General features: G+C 62.0%; 16 protein-coding genes and 1 pseudogene. 11 read left to right on the top strand and 6 right to left on the bottom strand.

Annotated elements, in window-relative coordinates:
- The first annotated feature begins 7 nt into the window (after positions 1-7).
- Positions 8-1550 (top strand): annotated as a pseudogene (locus ACRVY7_RS03175) (acyl-CoA synthetase).
- Complete coding sequence (locus ACRVY7_RS03170) at positions 1547-2800, top strand: cytochrome P450 (protein ID WP_431815952.1); 1254 nt, start codon at positions 1547-1549, stop codon at positions 2798-2800. Before ACRVY7_RS03175 ends, ACRVY7_RS03170 begins: the two are co-directional and overlap by 4 nt.
- Positions 2801-2802: 2 nt before the next feature.
- Here ACRVY7_RS03170 and ACRVY7_RS03165 read toward each other — a convergent pair whose 3' ends face one another.
- A complete protein-coding gene (locus ACRVY7_RS03165) occupies positions 2803-3348 on the bottom strand; it encodes a TetR/AcrR family transcriptional regulator (protein WP_064870629.1) in 546 nt (181 codons plus the stop codon).
- A 544-nt stretch (positions 3349-3892) separates the two neighbouring features.
- On the opposite strand from ACRVY7_RS03165, the gene ACRVY7_RS03160 reads away from it, so the two are divergent.
- Genes ACRVY7_RS03160 through ACRVY7_RS03120 form a run of 9 tightly spaced genes read left to right on the top strand, consistent with a single transcriptional unit; the run spans position 3893 to position 12332 of the window.
- Positions 3893-4654: an MlaE family ABC transporter permease gene (locus ACRVY7_RS03160; protein ID WP_231894328.1), complete on the top strand. Its 762-nt coding sequence runs from the start codon at positions 3893-3895 to the stop codon at positions 4652-4654.
- A gap of 3 nt (positions 4655-4657) precedes the next feature.
- Positions 4658-5518 (top strand): ABC transporter permease, encoded by an 861-nt coding sequence (locus ACRVY7_RS03155; protein WP_064870626.1) that lies wholly within the window; start codon positions 4658-4660, stop codon positions 5516-5518.
- Complete coding sequence (locus ACRVY7_RS03150; RefSeq protein ID WP_431815951.1) at positions 5482-6576, top strand: MlaD family protein; 1095 nt, start codon at positions 5482-5484, stop codon at positions 6574-6576. Before ACRVY7_RS03155 ends, ACRVY7_RS03150 begins: the two co-directional genes overlap by 37 nt.
- Positions 6576-7601: an MlaD family protein gene (locus ACRVY7_RS03145; RefSeq protein WP_082938118.1), complete on the top strand. Its 1026-nt coding sequence runs from the start codon at positions 6576-6578 to the stop codon at positions 7599-7601. Before ACRVY7_RS03150 ends, ACRVY7_RS03145 begins: the two co-directional genes overlap by 1 nt.
- An 11-nt stretch (positions 7602-7612) precedes the next feature.
- Positions 7613-8575, top strand: a complete 963-nt coding sequence (locus ACRVY7_RS03140) for an MlaD family protein (protein ID WP_197494617.1) — start codon at positions 7613-7615, stop codon at positions 8573-8575.
- Complete coding sequence (locus ACRVY7_RS03135) at positions 8575-9669, top strand: MlaD family protein (RefSeq protein ID WP_431815950.1); 1095 nt, start codon at positions 8575-8577, stop codon at positions 9667-9669. Before ACRVY7_RS03140 ends, ACRVY7_RS03135 begins: the two co-directional genes overlap by 1 nt.
- Entirely contained in the window at positions 9666-10694 is a 1029-nt protein-coding gene (locus tag ACRVY7_RS03130) for an MlaD family protein (RefSeq protein WP_431815949.1), read from the top strand. The genes ACRVY7_RS03135 and ACRVY7_RS03130 overlap by 4 nt, the downstream gene beginning before the upstream one ends.
- A gap of 29 nt (positions 10695-10723) precedes the next feature.
- A complete protein-coding gene (locus ACRVY7_RS03125) occupies positions 10724-11641 on the top strand; it encodes an MlaD family protein (RefSeq protein ID WP_431816384.1) in 918 nt (305 codons plus the stop codon).
- Positions 11634-12332 (top strand): hypothetical protein, encoded by a 699-nt coding sequence (locus tag ACRVY7_RS03120; protein WP_431815948.1) that lies wholly within the window; start codon positions 11634-11636, stop codon positions 12330-12332. The genes ACRVY7_RS03125 and ACRVY7_RS03120 overlap by 8 nt, the downstream gene beginning before the upstream one ends.
- Positions 12333-12362: 30 nt before the next feature.
- Here the strand turns inward: ACRVY7_RS03120 and ACRVY7_RS03115 are convergent, their stop codons facing one another.
- The 5 genes from ACRVY7_RS03115 to ACRVY7_RS03095 are packed head-to-tail and all read right to left on the bottom strand — an operon-like array spanning position 12363 to position 17037.
- A complete protein-coding gene (locus ACRVY7_RS03115; RefSeq protein ID WP_431815947.1) occupies positions 12363-13274 on the bottom strand; it encodes an SDR family NAD(P)-dependent oxidoreductase in 912 nt (303 codons plus the stop codon).
- Positions 13271-13576 (bottom strand): nuclear transport factor 2 family protein, encoded by a 306-nt coding sequence (locus tag ACRVY7_RS03110; RefSeq protein ID WP_431815946.1) that lies wholly within the window; start codon positions 13574-13576, stop codon positions 13271-13273. The genes ACRVY7_RS03115 and ACRVY7_RS03110 overlap by 4 nt, the downstream gene beginning before the upstream one ends.
- 10 nt (positions 13577-13586) lie before the next feature.
- A complete protein-coding gene (locus tag ACRVY7_RS03105) occupies positions 13587-14351 on the bottom strand; it encodes an enoyl-CoA hydratase/isomerase family protein (protein WP_431815945.1) in 765 nt (254 codons plus the stop codon).
- Positions 14348-15409, bottom strand: coding sequence for an LLM class F420-dependent oxidoreductase (locus tag ACRVY7_RS03100; RefSeq protein WP_431816383.1), 1062 nt, complete (start codon positions 15407-15409; stop codon positions 14348-14350). Before ACRVY7_RS03100 ends, ACRVY7_RS03105 begins: the two co-directional genes overlap by 4 nt.
- Positions 15410-15417: 8 nt before the next feature.
- Complete coding sequence (locus ACRVY7_RS03095; protein WP_431815944.1) at positions 15418-17037, bottom strand: class I adenylate-forming enzyme family protein; 1620 nt, start codon at positions 17035-17037, stop codon at positions 15418-15420.
- Positions 17038-17128 lie beyond the last annotated feature (91 nt).

Below are 17128 nucleotides of genomic sequence, written 5' to 3'. Positions count from 1 at the left end.
CGAGTCAATGTTTCCAGGAACAGTCGCACAGGCCACGCCGGACAAGCCGGCAGTCATCACCTACGAGACGGGCGAGGTGCTGACGTATCGGCAACTCGACGAGCGGTCGGCGGCGATTGCTGCAGAGCTATTCGCCCTCGGTCTTCGGAAGGGTGATGTCATCGCGTTGCTCTCCGAGAACACCAACGAATGCTACGAAATCTACTGGGCCGCAATTCGTTCCGGCCTGTACATCACACCGATCAACAGGCATCTCACCTCGGACGAGGTCGCGTTCATCGTCAACGTCTCCGACGCCAAGGTGCTGTTCGCGTCTGCGGGTCTGTCGGATATTGCTGGTGCCGTTGTAGAACTCACACCCGCGGTCGAGCACCGCTTTGCCGTCGGCGGTGACATCGAGGGGTACCGCCCATACCGAGATGTGGTGGAGAGCAGTGCGACTCGGTTGACGGATCAGCCGCGAGGTTCGGACATGCTGTATTCGTCCGGCACCACCGGGCGTCCGAAGGGGATACGACCTGCGCTGCTGGACATCCAGGTCGACGAGCCGGGTGAGCCGATCACTGCGATGATGGCCGCCATGTTCGGGGTCGGGCCCGAGGATGTTTATCTTCAACCGGCGCCGGTCTATCACGCGGCACCCCTGAAATGGGCGGGTTCGGTCCAGGCTTTGGGCGGCACGGTGATTCAGATGGCGAAGTTCTCGCCCGAGAGCGCGCTGGACGCGATAGCGCGCTATCGCGTCCAGCGCGCAGTTCGTACCGACGATGTTCGTGCGCATGCTTCAGCTCGACGACTCCGTTCGCAGCGGGTACGACACGTCTTCGGTCCGTATGGCCGTTCATGCGGCTGCGCCGTGTCCGCCTGAGGTCAAGCAGGCGATGATCGACTGGTGGGGGCCTGTGTTGTTCGAGTACTACGGTGCGAGCGAACAACATGGCATGTACTTCATCTCCACCCCTGAGTGGATTGCCAAGCCGGGTTCGGTGGGCAAGAAGGGGCTCGGCGTCGTCCACATCTGTGATGAGGAAGGTACTGAACTGCCTGCCGGTGAGGTGGGGACGATCTACTTCGAACGTGACGTGCGTCCGTTCTCGTACCACAAGGATCCGGAAAAGACGGACAAGGCAACACATCCCACACACGCGACGTGGACGACGGTCGGGGACCTTGGTCATCTCGACGACGACGGCTATCTGTTCATCGCCGACCGCCAAGTGTTCGTGATCATCTCGGGCGGTGTGAACATCTACCCGCAAGAAGTCGAAAACGCTCTCACCATGCATCCCAAGATTTTCGACGTCGCGGTGATCGGGGTTCCCGACACGGAGATGGGTCAACAGGTGAAAGCCGTCGTGCAGCTCAAACCCGGGATCGAACCGGGAGCCGATGTCGAAGCGGAACTCATCGACTACGTCGGCTCGCGGGTGGCCAAGTTCAAGGTGCCGCGCACCGTCGACTTCGTCGATGAAATCCCGCGCACACCAACGGGAAAACTGCTCAAGCGCAAACTCGTCGAGAGCTACGCGAATCAGGAGGTCACAGCATGACCAGCACGCTCATCGGTCGACAATACGATCCCCTCGACATCTCGGAGCTCGAATTCTGGTCACGAACGGCCGAGGAGCGCGACAAGGTTTTCGAAGTGCTCAGACACGAGCGCCCGCTGTCGTGGCATCGACCGATGAAGGGCGGCTTGCTCACCCCGGACATCGATGGGATCTGGGTGGCGACGTCGCACGAGTTGATCACTCACATAAGCAGGAAGCCGGAGATCTTCAGCTCGGCGCGTGGTGTGACGATGGAGGATCTGCCGGAAGACGTACTGGAGGCTGCCTCGTCGTTCCTGGGGATGGACGACCCGAAGCACAATCGGCTGCGGAAAGTGATCAGTTCGGCGTTCACTCCCAAGCGCGTCGCTCTCATCAGAGACCAGATCCACTCGCAGGCAACGACTATCGTTGACGACCTGATTGCAGCGGGGGAGGGCGACTTCGTCACCCTCGTGTCGAAGCGGCTGCCGATGTGGACGATCTACGAGATGCTCGGCCTCGAAGAAGACCTTCGGGAGCGAGCCGCGTTCTACGCCGAGGAGATGGTGGCATGGAACGACGAAGACGTCGCGGCGGGACGGCAGCCGATGGAGTTGCTCAACGACGCGCTCGTCCAGCTGCTGATCATCGGCATTGAATTCGCGGCCCGCAGACGCGCTGATCCCTGCGGAGACCTCATGTCGGCACTGGTCGAGGCGGAGGTCGACGGCGAACGCCTGACCGACGACGAGATCGGGGCGTTCTTTGTGCTCTTGTCGGTCGCGGGCAACGACACCACGCGTAACACGACGACCCTGATAACCAAGGCATTTCAGGATTTCCCTGACCAACGAGAGCTCCTGATGTCGGACTTCGACGGTCAGATAGCGACGGCTGTCGAGGAGTTTGTGCGTTTCGCTTCTCCCGTGGTGACGTTTCGCCGTACGGTAACCGAAGACGTGGAACTCGCGGGACAGCAACTGCACGAGGGTGATTGGGTGGTTCTGGTCTATCCGTCTGGAAATCGGGACGACGCGGTGTTCGACCGCCCCCACGAATTCGACATCACCCGCAACCCCAATCCGCATGTCGGGTTCGGCGGCAGAGGCCCGCACTTCTGTATGGGCAACTTCGTAGCGAAGATCCAGCTCACCGAAATCTTCGGTCAGTTACTACATCGAGTCCCCGATTTACGCGTCGGCGAACCCGAATATCTGACAGGCTGCCTGATCCGATCGGTGAAATCGATGCCGTGTACGGTCAATTGAGTTCACTGGTCGCGGCTGGCGGCGGCGAGAACGTACACGAGCGCATTGAACTGCTCGAGAGACCACCGCATCTGTGCTGTGTCGAGATGCTGATGTCCGATGACGATGCTCAGACCGAGTGCTGCGCATCGGTGGGCGAGCGGTTGGGCGAGACCAAGGTCGCGCAGGGTTCGTTCGATCAGGGAGAGCCTCAGGTCGTCCACGGTCGATTGGACCGTGGCGACACGAGGGTCGGTCGACGACCAGGCGCGGACAGCCACTTCGGCGTCGTGCGGGATCTCTTGCGACAGTTCGACCATCGCGTCGAGCCGTTCGTGAGGATCGGGGATCTTGTCGGCCTGCGCGGTCACGCTGAGGGTCTGTTCGGACTGCCAGTACTCGAGGAACTGCTCCACGAAGTCGTTCCAGTCCTTGAACCAGTTGTAGAAAGAACCGGTCGTCACGCCAAGGGACCGGCACAGTGAGGTCAGACGAAGGCTCGCATGTCCCGATTTCGCAAGATGTTCGAGCGCGGCATCAAAGTAGTCCTGCCGGTTGACAATCGCCACGCATACTCCTTGATCGAAAAGGCGCTACGTCTTGATTCTAGCCCTCCACCATCGAATTGATGCGCAGCGCCGACGGAGCCCTACGCCGAGAGGATTGACAATGGCTTACCAATTGAACTGTCCTTGCGGCGAAATGATTGCCGCGGTCGATGAGGATTTCATCGATGCAGTCGGGTCTCACCTGGCCTCGGCTCACCCGGGTCGCTCGTACACCGAGAACGAGATCATGATGCTGGCCATGCCCATTCCGGATCGCGTCGTCCACACGCGCGGTGAGGCAGGCGCCCAATCGGCTCGGGGTGGTGTGCGTCACACGTAATCTGTTAACTTCGGTTAAAAAGTGCGTTCGCCGAGAGGTGCGGCGATCGGTCACTGATCACCTATTCTGCTGCCCGACTGTGTAATTCGTCTGAAGGTGCCACCCCTAATGTCGATAGTCCAGTACGAAGTCGCTGACACGAGCGCGCCACCGGTGCCGCCGGCCAGGTTAAAGCTGCTCGGCGACAGAATCATTCGCTACCTGACAACCGTTCCGCGCCAGTCCATGGCAACCATGGGTCGCGCGGTGCGGTTGGGAGCCAGCGTCATCCGCTACGGGGTGTCTGCCACTCTGCAACTCCGATTGCCCATGTTGGAAGCGTTGCAGCAAGCGTGGTTCTTGCTCAGTGTCACCGCCTTTCCCGCAGTGCTGATCGCCTTGCCGTTCGGTACCGAGATCTCGGTGCAGGTCGGCGCGATTGTCAATCAGGTTGGCGCGAAGTCGCTGGCCGGCGCGGCGAGTGGCATCGCGGTCATCCAGCAGGGTGCCCCGATGGCTGCTGGTCTTCTGATGGGAGGTGCAGCGGCGTCCGCGATCGCGGCCGATCTCGGAGCCCGGTCGATTCGAGAGGAAATCGACGCGATGCGGGTCATGGGCGTCGATCCGGTACAGCGCCTGGTGCTGCCCCGGTTCATTGCGATTCTGCTGATCTCGCCGATCCTGTGCGTCGTGATCGTTGCATCAGCGGTGCTTGCAGGATATTCGCTCGCCGTGACCGTCAATGGTGTTGTCCCGGGTAGCTTCTGGCAGTCCTTTGGTGCATTCGCCTCAAGCACCGACCTCTACTTCGCCATCGGCAAGACCGTCATCTTCGGCATGTTGATCGTGATCATCTCGAGTTTGCGTGGACTCGAGGCCAAGGGCGGTCCGCGCGGTGTCGCCGACGCCGTCAATGCGTCGGTCGTGCTCGGCTTCGTGGCCATCTTCATCACCAACCTTGTTGCAACTCAGGTGCAGTCGATGTTCTTTCCGAGTCAGGTGGGGTAGTCCATGGTCTCGCAAGCGTCATACGCCAACCGCCCACTGCGTGTGCTCGGCTCGATGAAGAAGCGTCTGTACTCGGCCAACGAAGGAATCGGGCGATGGCTCATCTTCACGGCTCAGACGATCATGTATTTGCCGATCACCGTCAAGCACTACCGCAAACAGACAATGCGGACGATGAACACGATGGCCTGGGGGCGAGGCTCGATCATCGTCGACGGCGGCGTGATCTCGCTCCTCGTGGTCCTCGGCGTCGCGATCGGCATCTCGGTGGCCATCGAGGCCTACAACAGCTTGAACCTCATCGGCTTCGGACCACTCACAGGAGTTGTCGGGGCGTTCTTCAACATTCGCGAGATCGGTCCGATCATGACCGGTATCGGCTTTGCGGCGCAGATCGGTTGTCGCATGACGGCCGAGATCGGGTCCATGCGGATTTCGGAAGAGATCGACGCCACCGAGACGTTGGGCATCCGGTCCATTCCGTTCGTGGTGGGAACGCGACTCATTGCGGGCATGCTGTGCGTGATTCCCGGATACCTCCTCTCGCTGGCGATCGGGTTCTTGACGTGCAGTCTGTTCGTTCGGCTCTTTCGGGGCGCGCCGACAGGCACGTACAACCACTACTTCAGCCAGTTCCTCGACCCGGTCGAGGTGACCTACTCGTTGATCAAGGCGGTGGTGTTCTGTGCCGTGATCACCGTGATCCATTGCTACTACGGATTTTTCGCCAACGGCGGTCCTGAGGGCGTCGGTCGAGCGTCCGGCCGGGCCATCCGGGCAAGCCTCGTGATGACGATTGTCCTGAATCTCGTGATGACGCTGGTCCTGTGGGGCCTGCATCCCGACCTGATCTTCAAGGGGTGATGATGTACTCGGGCTTCCTCATCGGCACCGATGAGTCGCAGGCGCGCTTGATGCGTCGTGTGGGCTGCGCGTTCGTCATCGCGCTCGTCGTGGTGATCCTCGCCGTTGTGTTCTTGCGGCCGATACTCACGCGCGACGATCCGAATCGTCTCGTCTTCTCCGTACAAACTCCTCGCCTGGGTATCGGTGTGACAACCGGAACACCCGTGATACTCAACGGAGTTCGCGTCGGTGAGGTGAGTTCCATCGGTTCAGCACCATCCGGTGATGCACAGATGACGTTGAACGTTGATCGGCACAGCGTGGCCGGGATGCGCAAGGATTTCACCTTCGACTTTCGTCCACAGAACTACTTCGGGGTCAGTGCGGTGAACATCTCCGGACCGGGCACGGGCGGGCCGTTGCTGACCGGACACGACGTCGTGGTCGCCGGCGCCGCAGCGGATTACACGATGGGGATGATGATCGAGAACGGTTCGGAGTTCGTGAGTGGCTCACTCCAGGCGCCGCTGGTCGACTCGATCAAGCGAACTCTGGCGTATTCCGCTGCGCTGCAACCCCTCATCCATACCGGAGTCGTTGTCGCCGACTCCGTTCAACGCACGCAGCGCGCATTGCCGACCCCGCTGGTCGAGAAGTACAACACGATCGCCACAGCTTTGCTGCCGTTCGCCGACGGGGTCGTCGACTCCGGACAGAGTCTGTACGCGAGTCAGATGCGGCCCGCGGGGCGCGACGTTCGTCTGCGGTACGCGGCGGCGCTCAAAGCCATTGCCGATCAGTTCTTCACGCTCGTCGGAGGGTTGTTGAAGTCGAATGAGGGCAACCTGTCGTCGACGGTGCAGATCGTGCAGGACGTCGCGTCGGTCCTGCCCGCGATCGGACAGAACGCCCTGACGCCGATGACATTACGGACGCTCGTGGAACGACTCGACGGGGCGTTCGCGCAGTCACCTGGTGGTGGACGCACGCTTCGCGTGCGAGTCGAGCTCGACTCCCTTCCCGTGCTGCAGACCCCCATCACCTCGTTCGGTGCCCGGCAAGGGGGTTCGCACTGATGCAGCGTCTGACTCGACTTGTTCCGCGCCGTATGGTTGCACCCCTGCTTCGGTTCATTGCCGCCGCCGTGGTGGCCGCACTGCTGTTCGTCCTCATCCAAAACGCGATCAAGAATCCGACGGAGTCACCGACCAACGGCGTCTCGGCCGACTTCACCGACGTCTCGGGACTACGGCCAAACGCCGACGTACGTGTCCGTGGCGTCCGCGTGGGCAAGGTGACCGACGTGCAGCTCTCGCAATCGGGTACCCGCAGCTCGGCGACAGTCGACTTCACCATCGACAGCTCTCATCACCTCACCGACCGTTCGAGGGTCGCGGTCAAGTATGCGAATCTCTCGGGCGTGCGCTACCTCGACGTGATCGATGGCGAGGGGTCCGGGCGGCGCGTCGACCACGTGCCCGCGGATCGCACGGTGCCCTCGTTCGACATCACGACGCTGTTCAACGGGCTTCAACCCGCTTTGCGCACACTGAGTCCCGCCGATATCAACACGTTCACTTCGAACGCGCTCACCTTGCTGCAGGGCGACGGCTCCGGCCTCAAACCGCTACTGGCGAGTGTCGACAAGCTGAGCCGATATGCGACCGATCGCCAACAGGTTGTCTCGACGCTCGTGGCGAATCTATCGCGGATCAGTGACACGCTCGGTGGAAAGTCTCCGCAGATCATCGAGTTCCTGCGCGACGTCGAGCGGCCTATCGACTCTGCGATGTCGGTGCTCGACGAGTTCGAAAAGGCTGACCGCTACGGTCCGAAGTTGATGGGGAACATCAACCAGATACTCGCGGGCCTGGGAATCGAGCCAACGACCGATATCGATGCACTGCTCAGCGAAGCGTTCCCCTCCATCGACAATCTCCAGAAGTCCATGGGGCTGTTGCCAACAGTTGCCGCCGCGATGCAGTCCGCGAGTGCCGCACCCGCCGCCGATCGACAGTGCAGCCGCGGACAAGCCGAGCTCCCTGGGATTGTTCGTGTGCTGATGAACGGAAGTGGGGTCGTCGTATGCAACGCAGGCTGAAACGCTTCGAAATGAGCGATGCCGCAGTAGGACTCGTGGCGATTGGCGTCGTGGCCGTGCTTGCAGCAGTGGCCGCCTACTTCTACCTTTCGCCTCCCAACGAGCGAACCGTCACGTTCACGACGCGCGACGCGGTATCGCTCCGCGGCGGCGAGGACGTGCGGGTTGCCGGCATTTCCGTGGGAAAGGTGAAAGACGTTGTGCTGGCGTCCGATGACAACAACGTCACGGTCTCGATGTCGGTGAAGTCCGATGTGCATCTCGGCGACGACGCTCGGGTCCAGGTGCGTCTGCTCACCGCGGTGGGAGGATTCTTCGTCGCGCTGGAGCCCGGTGGCGCAGATGTCGTGCGCAATGCCGTCACGATCCCGATCGAGCGGGTCTCCGTGCCCTACACGATCGCCGACACGCTGCAGGATTTGCCACGCGTCACCGACAATGTCGCGGGGGCGCCGATCGACGACATCCTCAAGGAGATCGACAAGGGAGTTGGCGACAACCCCGGCGCGCTGCGGAACGTTGTCGACGGAATGCAATCGCTCGCAACAATTCTCGATCGTCAGCGCGCGCAGATAACCACCACATTGGACTTGACGAACGAGTATCTGAGCACCTTCAACCAGAGCAAGGAGTTCGTCTTCGGGTTGCTGCGCAAGGTCAACATCGTCCTGTCGACGTACTACACATACCGCGCCGGGTTCTCCAAGGCCTTCGAACAGTTGGGTGGCGTGTTGTTGCGGTTGGGTGCGCTTGCGAAGTTCTACGTGAATCACAAGGAACAGATCGGCACGATCGTCGGCCGTGTACGTGATGGCGCCGGAAAGCTCCGCGACGGGATGGACGGGCTCATCGACAATCTGGCTCCGCTGCAGTCGACGTTGTCGGCATTCGCCACGTCGGCGGGACAACAGAAGGACCCCAACGAGATCGACGGTGCTGCGATCTGCCTTCCGGTTGCGGGAAAGGCGTGCTGATGAGGGGAAAGAAGGCGCTGCTGACCGTAGTGACACTCGCGGCCGTGGCAGCCGTCGTCGCGGGATCGGTTGTCTGGGTGGATAAGAGTCGCGCCGATGCCGCGACATCCGGGTTCTGTGCAATGTTCACCGATTCGATCGGCCTCTACACCGGAAACGAAATCACGCACATGGGTGTACCCATCGGGAAGATCACGACGATCACTCCGCTCGACACGGCTGTGCGCGTCGACTTCACCCTTGACCGGGGCGTGGCAATCTCGGCAGGTACCAAGGCAGTCACCCGTTCGAAATCCGTACTCGCCGACAGGTCGGTCGAGCTGGTGTCGGCGGCGGATTCGGGTGCGCAGCTGCGGTCGGGCAAGTGCATCCCGATTGGGAACACGATGACACCGAAGAGTATCTCCGAGGTGACGGGATCGGCTGCGGATCTGCTCGACCAGCTCGCACCCATGCAGAGTTCGCGCAACATCGAGGGTGCGATCGATGCGATGTCGAAGGAGATGGCCGGAGTCGGTCCGTCGGTGGGACGTGTTCTGCGCACGGCCGCATCAGCAGCTCAGGCGCCCGAGCAGAGTATCGGGGACCTTCGTTCGATCATCGTGAACATGGCACCGCTCACGTCGACCGCGCTGCAACAGTGGGGTGACATCGACTCGATCGTGACCAAACTGCCCGATTCTGCGACACTGGCAGCCCAAATGCTGTGGCCCGGCGCGACAGACATGGTGGCGGGACTCATCCCGCTGATCGACGCGGTGAGCGACGTGCAACTCAACTACGGGCAATACCTTTGGCCCGCATCAGATCTCGTCGCCGAGGGACTCCACATCGCGGTGAGCAGAGTCGGCGTGATCACCAAGTCCCTCAACTCGCTGCCCGCTCTCGCCTCGTCGGCTCGGATGGTCAGCCAACGAGGCCGGGGCGCTGCCCTACGGGTGCAGGCACCGCGGGTGCGAGTTCCCGTCGCCAGGCCGTCCGAGGTGTGCGGACAGGTCAACAGGACCGCCCCGCGTTCATGTCAGGTTGCAGCCGACAATGCGGCGGTCATCGTCAAGATGGAGAGCCTGCTTGCATTGGGAGGTCGACAATGACTCGGCGAGAATGGATTCCGGGACGTCTACGACGTACCAGTGGGATCACCGTCAGGACCGTCGTCCCAGCACTCTTCGTGGCGATGGTGGCAGGTTGTTCACTGAACCCGGGAACTCTTGCGACAAAGGTACAGTCGGCAGGCGGCGGGCAATTACTCTCGATTCACTTCGCGTCCGTCCTCAACCTCACCGACGGCGCTGACGTCAATCTCAACGGAGTGCGCGTCGGACACGTACGGACGGTGACGCTCGGTCCCGAGTATGCGAACGTCGACGTGGTCCTGGACGGGGATCAGCGTGTACCCGCGACCGCGCGTGCAGCCATACGTCAAAGTACTGTCCTCGGCGATTCGTTCGTGTCACTCGACGCCGAGCCCGCAGACATCGAACGCGCTGCCGCAGAGGATGTTCGACAGATTCCGCTCCAGCAGACGACGGCGCCCCCACCGCTCGAGAACACGCTTGCTGTTCTGGCGAACTTCGTCAACGGCGGCAGTGTCCACGACGCCCAGCAGGTTGTCGACATGATCAACAGGAGCTTTCCCTCTGCGCAGCAGACAGCGAGGGTGGCCGACATCGCCGCCATCGACATGCGAAGTCTCGCAGGCGGAACCACAAGTCTCGACACGATGTTGACCGCGATCGACAATCTAACCGGCGTGGTGAACAACCGGTCAACCGCGCTCCGCGAGATGCTCTCGCCCGGCGCGATGCAGTACTGGAATGAACTGTCACTCGGACTCCAGCAGGTGGGAATCGTGTTGCCGAGCGTCGGCAGCGTGTTCCAGGGAGGGTTCTGGCTGAACCCGATGTTGACCGAGGTCAACGGTTCGATCGGCATCGTCCGCGGCGGGATCGACGCGGTCGGCCAGAATGAGGATCTGATCCGCCGATTCCTCACCGAGAATCTATTCCCGTTCCTCAAACGGCCGGACATGACGATCGTGGCTGCCGATTCACCGCAGGGTGCAAACGTGCTCGACGGGGCCGATCGCATCCTCCGAATGTTGGGAGCAATCAAGTGAATACGAAGAACGTGGCGTCCGTGACTGCGATGCTGGCCGTCGTGATCGTTGCTCTCGGCTACATGCACTCTGTCGGGTTGTCGGTATCCGACGGGATCGGTGTCCGCAAAGCTGAACTCCGTGTCGCGAACGCCAACGGTCTTGTCCAGGGCTCGCGCGTGCTGTTCCGGGGCGTCGCCATCGGAAAGGTGACGAATGTCGAGTCGAGCTTCGACGGGGTCGTTGTCCGGTGGAACTACGACAACTCGTATGCGATTCCCGCGAGCTCGAGTTATCGAGTCGACAATCTCTCCGCTCTGGGCGAGTCCTATCTGGGAGTCGTGCCCGGGTCCGACGATGGTCCGTCGTTACACGACGACGCCGTGCTGACCGCGCGATCGGTAACCGTACCAACAACGTTCGACGAATTATCGGCACGTCTCGTCCGCGCGCTCGGCCAGCTACACACCGACAAGGTCAACGATCTCGTCGCCGAGTTCAACAGTGCACTGCCGTCGGATAAGGGCGTTCTCACCGATCTCAATCATGCAGGCGTGATGCTCAATTCGGCGATCCTGAGTACCACCGCGCCCTTTGAGCAATTGCTGAAAGACTTTCAGACGGTGCTCGATCGCGGTGCCGGCCTGAGCGATTCACTCGCGGCATCCGGTGCGCCCACCGCTGCCATGGCCGACAAGATCCGGGTGTTCCTCGACTGGTGTGCCAAGTTCATCGTCCAAGACAACCTGCCGACGGCGCTGACCGAGGGGGCCGGACCATTCTTGGAGCGAGCCCAGGTATTTCTCGATAAGGTCGCGCCCGATCTCAAGGTGCTCGGCGACGCCGCGTTGCCATCCGTCGGATCGGCAACGTCAATCCTCAAGACGGCAGATCTCAGTCAACTGATGCGGATCGCACTCAGTACTGCCGGAAGTGGCGATGCCGTCGTGTTATCGGCAGGTGGCTGACACCCCAGATCGCCTCGCGGCGCCGTCGCGCGACATGAAAGAACACGAACTTCCCGGAAAGGAATCAGATATGGAAACCGCTACGAAAGACGCACCGGTACAGGATGATGCGAAGCCAACCGATGAGCAACCGAGCGACGCCGGCAAGGTCGCAGGCGAGGGAAACACCCCGGTCGGTCGTCGGCGTCTGACGCTGGGGATCGTTGCACTGCTGGGAGTGGCACTGATCGCCGCAGTGGTGACGCTGTCGATCCTGTTGGCGCAGAAGAGTGATCGTGTGGACGAGATGAACGCGGCGACCGCCGACGCGACGAAGGCGCAAAACGTTGCGCTCGACTATGCGGTCAAAGCGGCGTCGATGGATTACAAGGATCTGGGTTCGTGGGATAAGCGCCTGGTCGAGGGGACCTCGCCAGAACTCACTGCCAAGTTGACGGATGCTGCGAAGTCGATGGAGCAGGTCATCACCCCGCTGCAGTGGACGTCGTCGGCTTCGCCCATCGCGGCTCAACTCAAATCCCACAATGGCAGCGTCTACATTGTCACTGCGTTCGTCAGCGTGATGACGAAGAACGCGCAAGCGCCCGACGGCGTTCAGTCGACAGCGACATACACGGTGACGCTGGATAAGTCGAAGAACTGGCTCATCACCGACGTGGGCGGAGTCGACGCTCCCCTCGGGCAGAAGTAGCTCGGCCTCGTAGCGCCGCCGAGTGGTCGCTCACTGCGCTCGCGACACACCTGCGCCCCAACGATCGGGATGAGGGAACTCCAGGGCGGCGGTGCCGAGTGCGCGCTCGAAATCGCCGGCCGTCCACGATCCGTCGTGGCTTGTCGACGGGCCCTGGCCCGACGGAATCCGGCCCAGGGGAATCTGGTGCGGATGGGTCCAGACTGCGAGGGTCTCTCCGTCGAACGAAAGACACTGTCCGTGAAGGTCTTCCCGATCCGAAGCGACGATGTGAACGGCTGCTTGGGCTACGTCGTCGGCCGCTGGAAACCCGAGATCGTGGGAGACTCCGGAATCGGCCGCCAAGCCCCGGGTCATGTCCGTGTCTGCAACGGGTGCAAGACAATTGACGGAGATGCCCTTTCCGAACAACTCGATGTCCATCACGCGCGACATCCCGATGATTCCGGCCTTGGCTGCTGCGTAGTTGGCCTGCCCGAACATCCCGTAGAGACCGGAGCCGGACACGATGTTGAGTATGCGTCCCGCTCCGGCGCTGCGCATCACGCGAGCCGCGGACGAACTACATGAGAAGGTTCCGCGCAGGTGAACTGCGAGGACGTCGTCGAACTCTGTGACCGACATCTTCGTGAACGAGCGATCCCGAATGATGCCTGCATTGTTGATCAGGATGTCGACGGTTCCGAACGAGGTCACGCACTCGTCGACGAGTCTGCGGCAGAAGCCGTCGTCGGCCACCGATCCGGTAACGCCGAGTGCTGTGCCGCCACGAGACTCGATCTCGGTGACTGCCGTGTCGACCGCAAGTTCATTGGTGCCGTTGATCACCACCGAAGCGCCGGCGTCGCCTGCGGCCCTAGCGATCGCTCGTCCAAGCCCGCGCGTCGAGCCGGTGACGATCACCGCTCGACCTGAAAGCGGAAGCGCGACCGCTGGTGTCACGATCGTCCGCGCAGCGAGAGAAGATAGGCCCCGCCTCGTAGGCGGCCGCGATCCGACCTGAAGTGCTCGATCTCGTCGAATGCGACGTCGGGCATGGCTTCCCAGATCTTCTCGACATAGAGCTCGACTCCGGCGATACCGTGGATGACTTCGGACCAGAAAACGTGGTCGTCCCAGACGATCTCAGAGTGCAGAAGTGCCAGCACGCGGTCGGTGGAATGTGAGTTCCACGCTGCGAGCCATCGCGTCGAGAAGTCGTCGAGGAAGTCGGCCGTCGGGAGGAGTCCGGATTCTGTCGTCATCACGAGGTCCTCATTCGCCGAGTCTGTTGTACGCGTTGTTGATTCGTTCGATGACGTCGTCATGCCAGATGACCTCGCGATAAGCGAGGGTTTCGTAGGTGAGCGCGCTGATCGGGTCCATCGCGGTGGAGCGTCGTGCCATCTCCTTGTTGTTGACCGCAGAGGCTGTCGAGGTCTCCGCTATCGACCGTGCCATCGCGGTCGCCGCGGACACAACGGTGCCCGCGGGTACGAGTCGGTCGAGCAAGCCGATGCGCAACGCCTCGGCGGCGTCGATTCGGTCGCCGGAGAAGGTGAGGATCTTGGCCTGGCTGAGACCGACGATTTTCCACAGCGGCGAGAAGTAGGGCGTGAGCCCCATCTTGATCTGTGGGAAGCCCATGACGACGTTGTCCGCACCGATCCGGATGTCGCTGAAAACCGCGATATCGCAGCCGCCACCGAGTGCTGGACCACCCACCGCCGCGATGGTGGGTTTGAGGTAGTCGAGAAGGGTGCCATATGCCCGCAGACACGCGGCCGAATACTCTTCGCGCCGTTGGCGGTTGGTGAACATCGACTGCAGTTTGAGGTCGAGTCCTGCGCAGAAGACATCCTCACCGCCGGTGAGGACCACGCATGCGACGTCGTCATCGGTGGCCCAGTCGTCGAGGCATTCGCTGAGGTCGGCGAATAGTTCGAGGCTGAGCGCGTTCCTCCTGTCGAAGCGATCGAACGTGATGGTTCCGACGCCGGAGTCGATGGTGGTCGCGATCTCGGTGAACGAGCGGGTCATGAGATGTCCTGGCGCACTGGGTCGGCGAGCACCGTCGTTGCCAGTTGTTCGATCTCGGCGACGCTGGTCGGTGAGACCAACATCGTTGTGACGCCTGCCTTCTCCCACGCCTCGACCTGCACGCGCACGTGATCCACAGACCCGATGATCGCGGAATCGTCCACGACCTCGTCCGGTATCACCTCGGCGGCCTTGCCCTTCTGGTTGCTTCGGTACAGCGCGGTGACCTCGTCGACGACCTCCGCGTACCCCATCCGGCGGTAGACCTCGGCGTGAAAGTTGGTGTCCTCACTGCCCATGCCACCCATGTAGAGCGCGATGAACGGCTTCATGGCGTCGAGCGCTGCGCGGCGGTCGTCGGTGATGACGATGTTCGCGGTAGCGCAGATCTCGAACGACTCCTGATCGGTCGGCGCGTTACGAACGCGGAAACCGTCGGCCAGCCAGTTCTGATAGGTGTCGCCCATCCGAGGTGTGAAGAACAGCGGGAGCCACCCGTCGGCGATCTCCGCGGTGAGCGCGACGTTTCGTGGTCCTTCTGCTCCGAGGAAGACCGGGATGCTCGAGCTGAGCGGGTGCACGATGGGCTTGAGTGGCTTGCCCAGTCCGGTGGTCCCGTCGCCGACGAGGGGTAGTGGATAGTGCGGGCCGGCGCTGGTAACCGGCGCGCTCCTAGCCCAGACCTGCCGCATGATGTCGACGTATTCTCGTGTGCGCGCAAGCGGTTTGGCGAATCGCTGGCCGTACCAGCCCTCGACGACCTGTGGCCCCGACACCCCCAGTCCGACGATGTGCCTGCCACCTGAAAGGTGATCGAGCGTCAGTGCGGCCATCGCGCAGGCTGTCGGTGTCCTGGCTGACAACTGGAGCACAGAGGTGCCAAGCCTCATTCGTTGGGTTCTCGAACCCCACCACGCCAAGGGGGTATAGGCGTCCGATCCCCACGCCTCCGCGGTGAACATGCTGTCGAAGCCGTTCGCTTCGGCAGCGGAGGCGAGTTCAGCGTGGTTGTCCGGCGGACTGGCTCCCCAATAGCCCAACTGCAGACCGAGTTTCATCCGCGAGGTCATCCTTTCAATCGTGCCGAGTGTTCACTGGCGATATCGTCCGACGAGGCGAGGCGGAACTTCTGAACCTTGCCCGACGCCGTGGTCGGAATCGAGTCGACGACGTGCCACTCGACGGGAAGCTTTGCGCGCGCGAGTCTGAGCGAGTCGAGGTGAGCGAGGTAGACGTCCGCGCCGGCCCATTCGGCCCCGTCATGCAGCGAGATCCACGCTCCGACGGACTCTCCGAACCGTTCGTCGGGGACCGCGGTGACCGCGGCCTGCGCGATGTCGGGGTGCGAGAGCAATGCCGCCTCGATGTCCTGCGTGGAGAACTTCTCGCCCCCACGGTTGACGATGTCTTTGCTGCGACCGGTCATCCGGACCCAACGGTCGCTGACCTGCCCGACATCTCCCGGGTAGAACCAACCCTCGTCGTCGATCTGCGCGGCGGTCGCGACGGGATCCGTGTAGCCCGAGAACATCTGGGGTCCACGAATTCTCAGCTCGCCGATCTGACCCTCCGGGATCGGCTGACGGAATTCGTCGACCGCCTCGATCTCCATGCCATCGAGGAGGCGGCCGTCCCACTCTGCGCGACGATCCAGTGGGTCCGATTCGTCGGCCGCAGTGCAGATTCCAGCAGTCTCGGTCATTCCGTAGCTGCGTGTCGCCGTGACCCCGACCGCATCTGCGGCTCGAATCAGACGAGACGGAATCGTGGCTCCCGCACACACGTAGTCGTCGAGGCGGTGCTGTGCGCCGAGACCCTGCTCGTATCGGTCGATGAGTTCCTGTAGAAAGACCGTCGCGCCCATCATCAGGCTGACCCGCTCGCTCTCGATGAGGTCGACCGCGCGATCGGCGTTCCAGCCGCCCATGATGACCGAACGTGCACCCAGGTACGACGGAAAAATCAGTCCCGCAACAAATCCGCCGAGATGTGAGAGGGGGGTGGCCGCGAGCAAGACCGCACTTTCGTCAAGGCTGAACGCGGCGGCGAAGTTCCGCAGATGCGCGATGAGTGCCCGCGACGTCAGAAGCGCACCCTTGGGGGCGGACGTCGTACCGGATGTGTACAGGATCAATGCCGGTTCCTCCGGCGGCAGCGGTTCGGGAAGCGTGCTCGCAATCGGGCTGTCGGGGCCGGGAACTTCGGACCATCCGGGCGCGGCCCCTCCGACGAGAAGCTTGAGTTTCGGCTGGTGTCCGGTGTCTGCGAGGATGCCGTCGACCTCGACATGCGGCGAACGACTGCCCAGCGTGTGTGCGACGGCGATGGCCGCGGGTCTCGCATCCGCGATGATCTGTGACGTCTCGTGTTCACGGTAGATCGGAATCACGGGGACGTTGATCGCACCGATACGAAACGCGGCGACCTGTAGTGCCAGTGCCTCGAGGCAATTGGGTAGCTGGACGAGAACGCGGTCACCGTATCCGATTCCGTTGTCCACCAGCGAGGTTGCGATGGCATTGGTCCACCGCGCGAACTCGCCGTATGTCACTCGCCGATCGTCGAAGACGAAGAGTTCGCGGTCGGGATGGGCCTGCGCCCGCGTGTCGATGAGGCTGCCGATTCTCTCGTCGAGCAGCAACCCCGAACTGGGCGGTGCATCGGCGGGATTGGTGGTGTGAGGCATGGGTGAGCGCTCCGTGTGTAGTGTGGCGTGCGCAACAAACGCTACACCATGTTCGGACTTTTCTTGATCAAAAAATCGAACTCGATGTACG

The sequence above is a fragment of the Gordonia jacobaea genome (assembly GCF_965344965.1).
In the GTDB taxonomy this organism is placed as follows: Bacteria; Actinomycetota; Actinomycetes; order Mycobacteriales; family Mycobacteriaceae; genus Gordonia; species Gordonia jacobaea.
This window is presented reverse-complemented; position numbering and strand designations above follow the sequence as displayed.